Here is an 8512-nt window from a genome sequence, read left to right as displayed (position 1 = left end):
AGGCCTACAGGTCTCCGACGATGAGTTTCAAGCGCTCAATATCAAACCCGGTAAGTTTCATGGCGATTGGAACTATACGCTTCTTCCTCGCTCTTAATCGGTAACTTAATTCTTGCCCATGCCTTAGCCGTTCCCTCGACTTGATCTAACTCTTTCCAGCGCGCATGTGTTTCGAGGTGGGACGCAACTTTGTTGAGGAGCGTCTCTTTCTGAATAGGCTTGGTAATGTAGTCCGCAGCGCCAAGGGCGAAGGCTTTGGCCTTGTCTTCTTTTTGTTCGAGTGAGGTGACAAAGATGACCGGAATGCTATTGAATTCTTGGTTCTGTCGTAGCCGTGAGCACACTTCATACCCATCAAGGTCGGGCATCATGGCATCGAGGAGAATGAGGTCTGGTTTGACGCTTTGGAGAGTTTGTAGCGCACGAGTGCCACTATCCGCAGTGACGACCATGTACCCACTAGTGAGTAGTGAGCGTTCAATCGCTCGTAAGGTTACCCGGTCGTCGTCAACACAGAGAATGCGAGGTTTAGCTTGGGTCTCCATGACGTATTTCCGTCCAATCGCGGTGCCTATCAGATCTGCAAGAGTGGCGCATAGCTGGCTATACTGCGACTTCCTGTCGCAAATTTTCTAGTTCTGGCGTGAGCTGAGACAAGGCATGTTCCAGTTTGACTACGACTTGCGATGCTTGCCCAATATCTCCGTGACGCCCGATTTGTTCCAGGGCCCGGGCAACCTCAAATGGTTCACGAGTAGTGAAGTTTCCGACAGAGCCTTTCAGTGCATGCGCCGCTTGGGTCAGAGCCGTGAGGTCCTGCTGGACGAGGGCCTCTTTGATGCGCGAGAGATAGCCTGGATAGGATTCTAAAAACAGTTCTGCCATTTCTGAGAGCAGGACCTTATCGCCATCGACGAGATCAAGAGCTTCGTCGAGATCAAATATCGCAGCGGCATCGTAAACAGAGAGGTGAACAGGAGCTTCCGGTCGTGGCTTCGTGTCCTCTAGTGGAGCAAAAGGGTCCTCTTCTTCATGGTGGAATGTTGGTTGCTGAGCGCGGTTCTCCCACACCGCGGAGGAGACATCGTCAGATGGCAGTAATTGCTCTTTGGCGTCATCCCCTTCCTCCGCATAGTTTCCTATCGAGTCGGTCGACGGAAGAATACGAAAGTCTACTGGCGGAGACGATGGTGAGGGCGAATCCAGGTGACGATCAGGTAGCTCTTGTGGCTCTTCTTGATCCATCCCGTCTTGTCCAAATGCAGAGTTGCCGTCGAAGATCAGAGCGGTGTTATCGCGCCCTTCCTCTTGATCCATCTCTCCCTGAGCAAAAGGTTCGTTGACGTCAAAAATTAACGCGGTATTGTCGCGTGCTTCATCTTCATCAGTAGCAAGAGAAGACAGTGGAGCAGCGAGATTGAACGCTGGGTTGGTGATTGGGGCTTGTGCCGGAGGAGGGACGACTGACTTAACCTTGGGAGAAGCGATCGGGGCTGGGGCGACAGGAGTGGTCTTGATCGTCGGTTCTGTCGAGACCGCGGCCTTTTGTTCTTTTGCCCAGGTTACCCACTGGGCCAGTGTCGCTTGCAGTTTATCCGGGTTCAGAGGTTTTGACATATAGTCATCCATGCCTGACGCAAGACAACGCTCCCGGTCTCCAGGCATAATGTGTGCGGTCAGTGCGATGATCGGCAGATGTGGCAGGCCGAGCGCAACTTCCCGTCTGCGGATTTCGCCAGTTGCGGAGAGCCCGTCCATTTCCGGCATCTGGCAGTCCATGAGGACTGCATCATAGGAATTGGCTGCGGCTTCTTACAGGGCTTCGCGACCATTGAAGACAACTTTGGCATAGTACCCGAGTTTTTCGAGCAAGCGACTGATCAGCTTTTGGTTGACAGGATTATCTTCAGCGATAAGAATGCGAGGCTGCTGAGCAACTGAGGCTGGAGCCTGTGATCTTGTCGCAGGAGAAGCTGTGACTGTGTGTGTTCCGACGTATGCAGTTGCCGGTTGACGGAGATGGACGGTGAACCAGAAAGTACTTCCTTTTGTAGGTTCACTGTCAACGCCGATTTCACCCTTCATACACTCGACAAGCTTCTTACAGATGGCAAGGCCGAGACCCGTGCCGCCATACTTCCGTATGGATGAAGGATCAATTTGTGAGAACGCCTGGAAGAGGTTGGCGATCCGGCTGCTGGGAATACCGATGCCAGTATCGCGGATAGTAAACCGTAGACAGACATCATCGGCGGAAGCTTGTACCAATTCTGTATGGAGAGCAACGTGCCCAGTTTCAGTAAATTTGACGGCATTGCCGAGTAAGTTGATCAATACCTGGCGGAGGCGCGCCGCATCGCCCCGGAGCATAATCGGGACGTCATGCTGAACAAATGAGGTGAGTTCAAGTCGCTTCTTGGCGGCAGTTTCGGCAAAGAGATCGGTGACTTCTTCGATCGTATTCCGAAGCGTGAAATCTTTCTCCTCAAGTTCAAACGTGCCGGTTTCTAACTCAGAGAAATCGAGCAAGTCGTTGACGATGGTCAGGAGCATGTCTGCGCTACCGCGCGCAGTCTCAGCATAATCTTCTTGTTCTGGCGTGAGGTCAGTGTCAAGTAAGAGTTGAGTCATGCCAATCACTCCATTGAGTGTAGTACGGATTTCATGACTCATATTGGCGAGGAATTCTGATTTCGTCCGATTGGCTTCAGCGAGTTCCGTCTGAGACTGCTGCAGTGCATGCTCAAGGGAACTCCGTTCGACGGCGAGGGTGTTTCGCTCTTCGGTAACCTTCGCCAATTCTTCAGCTTGGGCGTCGACTCGTGCCGTCAATGCCTCGGTTGCTTGCTGCATGGCTTCCTCGGCTTGACGATAACTCGCGAGACGGGCTTCCTGCTCGTGTTTATTCTGTTCGAGCTGTTTTGTGCGATCCTGCAAGGTGAGATGCGCTTCTTCTACGCGTTGTCGTGCGAGCTGCGCATCATCGAGTTCTTCTTGTATTGCGACATGCCCACGACGAGTGAGATAGGCGACGAGAAGCGCGACAACGGTTCCGACCCCTATGGTCACTGCTCGCTGAACCATAGGGTCCTCGATAGCGAGGAACGGTTTGAGCATCTCACTTCCGGTGAAAATTAGCAGGGCGACGAGTGAGGTTTGGAACAACGATGGGGTTCCGGTTTCTGGGTTCCGTACAGCGTTCGATGCCTTGTGTGAAGATGTCTGTCGCATGTCAGTCGTTACCTTTTCGAGCGATTTATGCTGCGAGTTCAGCTTTGAGTGATGAGAGTGCCTCTCGTAGTCGTGCGAGTTCTGCTTCAAGCATGTCTACTGCCAATGGAGCCTGTTCGATGTTTCCCTGGACGCCAATCTTTTCTAGGTGAGCAATGGCCGACAGTGCACGTTTTGCGGCGAAGTTGCCCACTGAACCTTTCAGGGTGTGGACAGTGTACGCAAGTGTCGTCGTGTCTTTGTCGGAGACGGCCATGCGCATCTGGGCGACCAGTTGGGGAGAACTTTCCCAGAAGAGATCGGTCAGCTCGGTGAGTAAGGAAACATCACCGTCGACGAGTGAAAGGAGTTCCGTCCGGTCGAAAATTTCTTCTGCAGACACCAGAATATCTGCTGGTTGTGCTTGCGAATCTTCTTCTTTGTCATTCTGAGTAAGCTGCTCAAGGGTCGAGAACAACTCTTCTGCGCGTAGAGGTTTACTGACATAGCCATCCATGCCACTGGCAAGGCACTGTTCTTTATCTCCGACCATGGCATGAGCGGTCATGGCGATGATGGGGATATGCGTCCCGGTACTTTGCTCATGTTGTCGAATTGCTGCCGTCGCTTCCATGCCATTCATCACGGGCATTTCTACATCCATGAGGACGGCATTAAACGGGCCAGCGTTGAGGAAATACTCGTAGGCCTCTTTTCCGTTGGCTGCGACGAGTGATTCATGGCCCCACTTCTGCAGGAACCGGACGGCAAGTTTCTGATTGACTGCATTATCTTCTGCGACCAGGAGCCGTAATTTTTGCCGGCTTTTCTGGGCGAAAGGTGTCTTAGACTTGCGGGTTTCTTTGATCACTTTCCCGCGAGCTTTGAGTAGTGCGAGCAATAATTCCGATGGCCGGACGGGTTTCAACATGAAACCTGAGAGCCCCAGTGCCTGATAACGGTCTCTTTCCTCTTTTTGGTCGGACGAGGTCAGCATCATGAGCGTTGCGCCGGCGAGCGCTGGGGTTTCTGTAATTTGCCGCGCGAGGGCAAAGCCATCAGTCCCGGGCATACGTCCGTCAATCAGGACAAAAGCAAACAACTTACCGCTCGCTTTGGCTTCTTGCATCTGCGCAAGTGCACTAGCCGCTGTATCAGCTAGGTGTCGAGTCTCATGACATCGCGTACTCATTTTTGTGCAAAAATCCAAGAAATTCGACGAATTCTTAGTGCGCGATGTTATGAGACCTGACAGCTAGGTGTGGCGTCATGCGCCACGAGGTCAAGAGGTCGTTGAGAATACGTCGGTTAGTTGCGTTATCGTCAACGACGAGCACTGGGAGTCCTTGCAACTCTTCAAGCGCGGCAGGAGCAGCCTCTTCCTTACGAGTACCGACTGGGAAGCGTGCCGTGAAGTAAAACGTTGAACCTTGATTCTCTTCGCTTTCGAGCCACAAATACCCATGCATCAGCCGCACGAGTTGGGTCGAAATGGCGAGGCCTAACCCTGTTCCGCCGTATTTACGGGTGATCGAGACATCGGCTTGCGAGAACGCCTGAAAAATCAGGTGTTGCTTGTCTTTGGGAATGCCAATCCCTGTATCACGTACAGCGAAGCGCAGTTCGACTTCGTTCTCCTCGCCGCCCGTCTTTTCAACGTGAACGGCAACTTCCCCTTTTTCGGTAAACTTGATGGCATTGCCAACGAGGTTCGTGACGATCTGACGTAAACGGCTCGGGTCGCCAACAATCGTGTCTGGTATGTCGGCTGCTACTTCATAGAGCAGCTCAAGGCCCTTTTGGTGAGCACGGAAGGCGAGGGCTTTCATGGCGTCGCCGAGGTTCTCGCGGAGAGAGAAATCAACCGCCTCAAGATCCAGTCTGCGGGCTTCAATCTTAGAAAAGTCGAGAATGTCGTTCAGTAATGCCAGCAAGGCTTCGGCAGAGCCTTTGACTGTTTCTGCATACTCGCGCTGCTCTTGTGTCAGGGAGGTGTCTAACAAGAGTTCATTCATGCCAATGATGCCGTTCATTGGCGTACGGATTTCATGGCTCATGTTTGCCAGAAATTCCGATTTAGCTTGACTCGACTGTTCTGCACTGTCCTTGGCTTGCTGCAGGGACAGTTCGATTTGTTTGCGGTCAGTGATGTCTCTTCCACTAATGACAAAGCCATCCGTGTGACTGTCGCTAGTCGTGAGAGGCACCACCTTCCATTCGTATAATGCTGTGGCCCCGTCTTTGGCGAGCAGTATAGCTTCGGTGGTTCTTTGGCCCTCGTGCGTTCCTGGTGTGAGGACTTGCGTGACACGCTCACGGTCATCATCGGCAAAGAGTTGTATGACAGGTGACCCGAGCAGCTCATCGTCGGCGTAATCTGTAACGCGTGCAAGCCCGGAATTCCATTTTTTGATCATTCCCAACTGATCAACGACAACCAGCGCGTCGGGCATTGCTGCGGTCAGTATTTCATGTTCATGCAGCGAGCGTGACAAGCTTTCTTGTTGTTCTTTGTGTTCCGACAATTCAGCTTGGAGAATGGCTGTGGCTTGTTCGACGCTATCGGTCTGCTCCTGTTTTTGGCGCTCAACGTCCTGTTGGAGCTGAGACAACGACTCTTCCAGCGTCTGCCGTTTGGTTTGTTCTTCCTGCAGCGTAGTCTGGAGCTGTTCGAGGTGACTCGTGTGCTCCATGATGTTGCGTTCAAGTTCGTCTCTGCTCTGTTGTAACGCCTGAGTGACCTGCTCATGGGCTTCTTTACTCTGTTGTAACGCTTGAGTTACTTGCTCATGGGTTTCTCGCTCGTTACGCAGCGCTGTCTGGAGTTGCTCAAGCTCAGAGGCCTGTTCCTCAAGGCGATGGTCGAGTTCGTCCGTTGTCTGCCGTAAAGCCTGAGCTGTCTGCTGGTGGGCAGCTTGCTCGTCGTAGAGTGCCCGTTCGGCTTTTTCCAATGCTGTTGCGTGAACTTGTGCTTGCTGGTCGAGATTTTCCTGGGCGAGGCGGAGATCTCCCTCAAGGTTCATTCGAGATACGCTATCATCTCGAACGATAGTTTGGAGTTGTTCGATTTCGGCCTCTTGCCCTTGCAGGCGGAGTGCAAGGTCTTCCTGAGCCTGACGTTGTGTCTCAGCGGCCTGCAGCTGTGTATCTTGGGCCTCTTGGAGCGCAGAGCGTAACTGTTCGAGTTCTGTGGCTTGTTCTTGCAGCCGTTGCTCAAGTTCTTGCTGCGACTGACGCAAATTCGTCTCAAGGCTTTGACGTTCCTCCAGTTCTTGCTGGAGTGTGGCATTTGCTTGTGTCAGTTCAAGTGTACGCTCTTGAATGAGTTGTTCGAGTTCGTGCGCTTGAAGAAGGACTTCTCCTTCTTGACCGAGAACGGGATCCCACGCTGCAGGAGCAGCAGGGGGGGGCGCCGTGTTTGCCATTCGCAAGCGCAGGTGCAGAGGCTTGCTGTGAAAGAGTGGTGGATTGTGTTGGCTGTTCCCTGACGATACGTAAGGATGGTGTAGCAGGAGCCTGGGCTCAGGAAAATTACCTCATGCAGCCAGCGGGAGCTGGTCCTGTTTTTGTTCCGTTTTACGTGGCAGCGCAAAGAGCGTACGGCGTAACGTTTGCACGGTCTTACCGAGCTTTTCCCGACACCACGCGAGGACCGTTTTCGTGGGAACGTTTTCCAGTGCCTGTTGAATCACTGCCGGTGTGGTCGGGGCGACGATAGCCGCTAACGCGACCACCAAGCCCGTCAGCCCACTACGCGCTTGCTCCCCTTCCAGGTGCTTCCATTTGCCAAAGATGGATTCGATCACTTCGCTACTCCCGACCAAGCGCTCCCCGGCTTTGGCTTTGGCCCCCTCTGTGGTCACAAACTGTAAGAGTTCCGCCTTCAGTTGCTGAGTCCGAGCCAAGGCCCCCGTCTCGGCGAGGCACGCGTGCAGGTGCGAGGCCCCGCTCACCGTGACGCCATGGGTCTTCACAAACTGTTCGACTATCGTACTGACTTCCATCACTTGCCGCCATTGTTCGAACTCCTGCCGATACTGGCGGACCCAGCCGACAGCCTGCTCCACCCGCTGCGGATCCCAGTCCGGCTGCAGCGCACCCTCTCCATCAAGATACCGCACGATGTGGCCACCCCAACTCACTAACTCCGCGACATTCATATAGCGCGCTTTGCGCCGTTGACGGGGCGGCGCCAGCGCAGCCAGGGCCGTTTGCTGCACCCGCCCAATCGTCTGACTCGCCTGCGTCGAGAACTCCTGCCATGCCCGCTCGGCTCCCAGTTCGCGTTTGAGCACCGTCGCCACCTTATGCTTGATGTCGTAGACCGCGCTCGTCTCCGGATGGGCCGCGCAAAACAGGCGAATCCCTTTGGCCAAATCGCTCCCCTGATCGGAGAGGATTTCGCGCGGCACCCCGGTTTGCTTGCACGCGGCTTCCAACTGTTGATACACGACCTCCCCATTCGACGTTGCCACTGGACAGAGTGCAATCGGTTCCACATACGCATGCGTGAGGGACTTTCCCTCGGCCGGCAGGGCGCTCAGGCGTATCCCGACAATCACCAAACACTTCTCCTCCCCCAGCTGGCCTACATGATCGACGATCCACACCCAATCGGCGGCGTGTTCTTTCGCTCGCGTCAACTTGTAGTAGCCGACCCGTAACAGGCATAAGCGCGTGCTCGATCCCGAGGGCGTCTCAATCTCTACGCCCAGGCATTCTTGCAACACCCCCAACACGCGCCCCGCACCCTGCAAACTCGTGGCTGCGGACACGACGAAGGACACCATCAGCCACACGTGAGGGACGCGATAGTGGTGATGCCGGACGCGCTCTGCCCCCAGCGCACTCCCCGTTACGATTCCCGGCTGAGGTGCGGATATTTTTTTTCAACTCTTCGAGCTCGCGCACCGTCTGCGCGTACTTGGCTTGCCACTCCGCCACCTGCGCTTGTAAGGCCGCCACGTGCTGCTGAGAATCGGCCTTCTTGCGTTCTAACCGCCGCACTCGCGCCCCCAGGCGTTTAAGTCCGCTCTTGGCTGCCCCCGCTTTGGTTTTCCACTGGTTCCGGCTCCGCTCAAAGAATTTGACCAGTTTCCGTTGCGGACTGCTATAGGTTTTCTCGTCCGGGACTTCCATTGGCAGCGCCTCCTTCTCTGACCACTCCGCCACACTATAGAAGCTCGCGCCGCTCAAGAGCACGCTCCACCTCCCAGCTCCTTTGGCGGCTTACGCCGGAACAAAAATCATTACGGTTAATCCCACACTTTGCTCCTTCATCCCTGCAATTTTCTTCCCCCCA

At 54.3% G+C, this 8512-nt stretch carries 7 protein-coding genes; all 7 read right to left on the bottom strand.

Annotated elements, in window-relative coordinates:
- Positions 1-41: 41 nt before the first annotated feature.
- Entirely contained in the window at positions 42-545 is a 504-nt protein-coding gene (locus FJ147_25430) for a response regulator (GenBank protein MBM4259229.1), read from the bottom strand.
- A gap of 58 nt (positions 546-603) precedes the next feature.
- Entirely contained in the window at positions 604-1779 is a 1176-nt protein-coding gene (locus tag FJ147_25425) for a response regulator (GenBank protein ID MBM4259228.1), read from the bottom strand.
- Positions 1780-1812: 33 nt separating this feature from the next.
- Positions 1813-3231 (bottom strand): hypothetical protein, encoded by a 1419-nt coding sequence (locus FJ147_25420; protein ID MBM4259227.1) that lies wholly within the window; start codon positions 3229-3231, stop codon positions 1813-1815.
- Between the two features lie 25 nt (positions 3232-3256).
- On the bottom strand, positions 3257-4402 hold the full coding sequence (locus tag FJ147_25415) for a response regulator (protein MBM4259226.1): 1146 nt from the start codon (positions 4400-4402) through the stop codon (positions 3257-3259).
- A 34-nt stretch (positions 4403-4436) separates the two neighbouring features.
- On the bottom strand, positions 4437-6233 hold the full coding sequence (locus FJ147_25410; GenBank protein ID MBM4259225.1) for a PAS domain S-box protein: 1797 nt from the start codon (positions 6231-6233) through the stop codon (positions 4437-4439).
- Between the two features lie 513 nt (positions 6234-6746).
- A complete protein-coding gene (locus FJ147_25405; GenBank protein MBM4259224.1) occupies positions 6747-7985 on the bottom strand; it encodes a hypothetical protein in 1239 nt (412 codons plus the stop codon).
- Complete coding sequence (locus FJ147_25400) at positions 7909-8406, bottom strand: hypothetical protein (GenBank protein ID MBM4259223.1); 498 nt, start codon at positions 8404-8406, stop codon at positions 7909-7911. Before FJ147_25400 ends, FJ147_25405 begins: the two co-directional genes overlap by 77 nt.
- Positions 8407-8512: the final 106 nt, after the last annotated feature.

Source organism: Deltaproteobacteria bacterium (assembly GCA_016874775.1).
In the GTDB taxonomy this organism is placed as follows: Bacteria; Desulfobacterota; Binatia; order Bin18; family Bin18; genus VGTJ01.
This window is presented reverse-complemented; position numbering and strand designations above follow the sequence as displayed.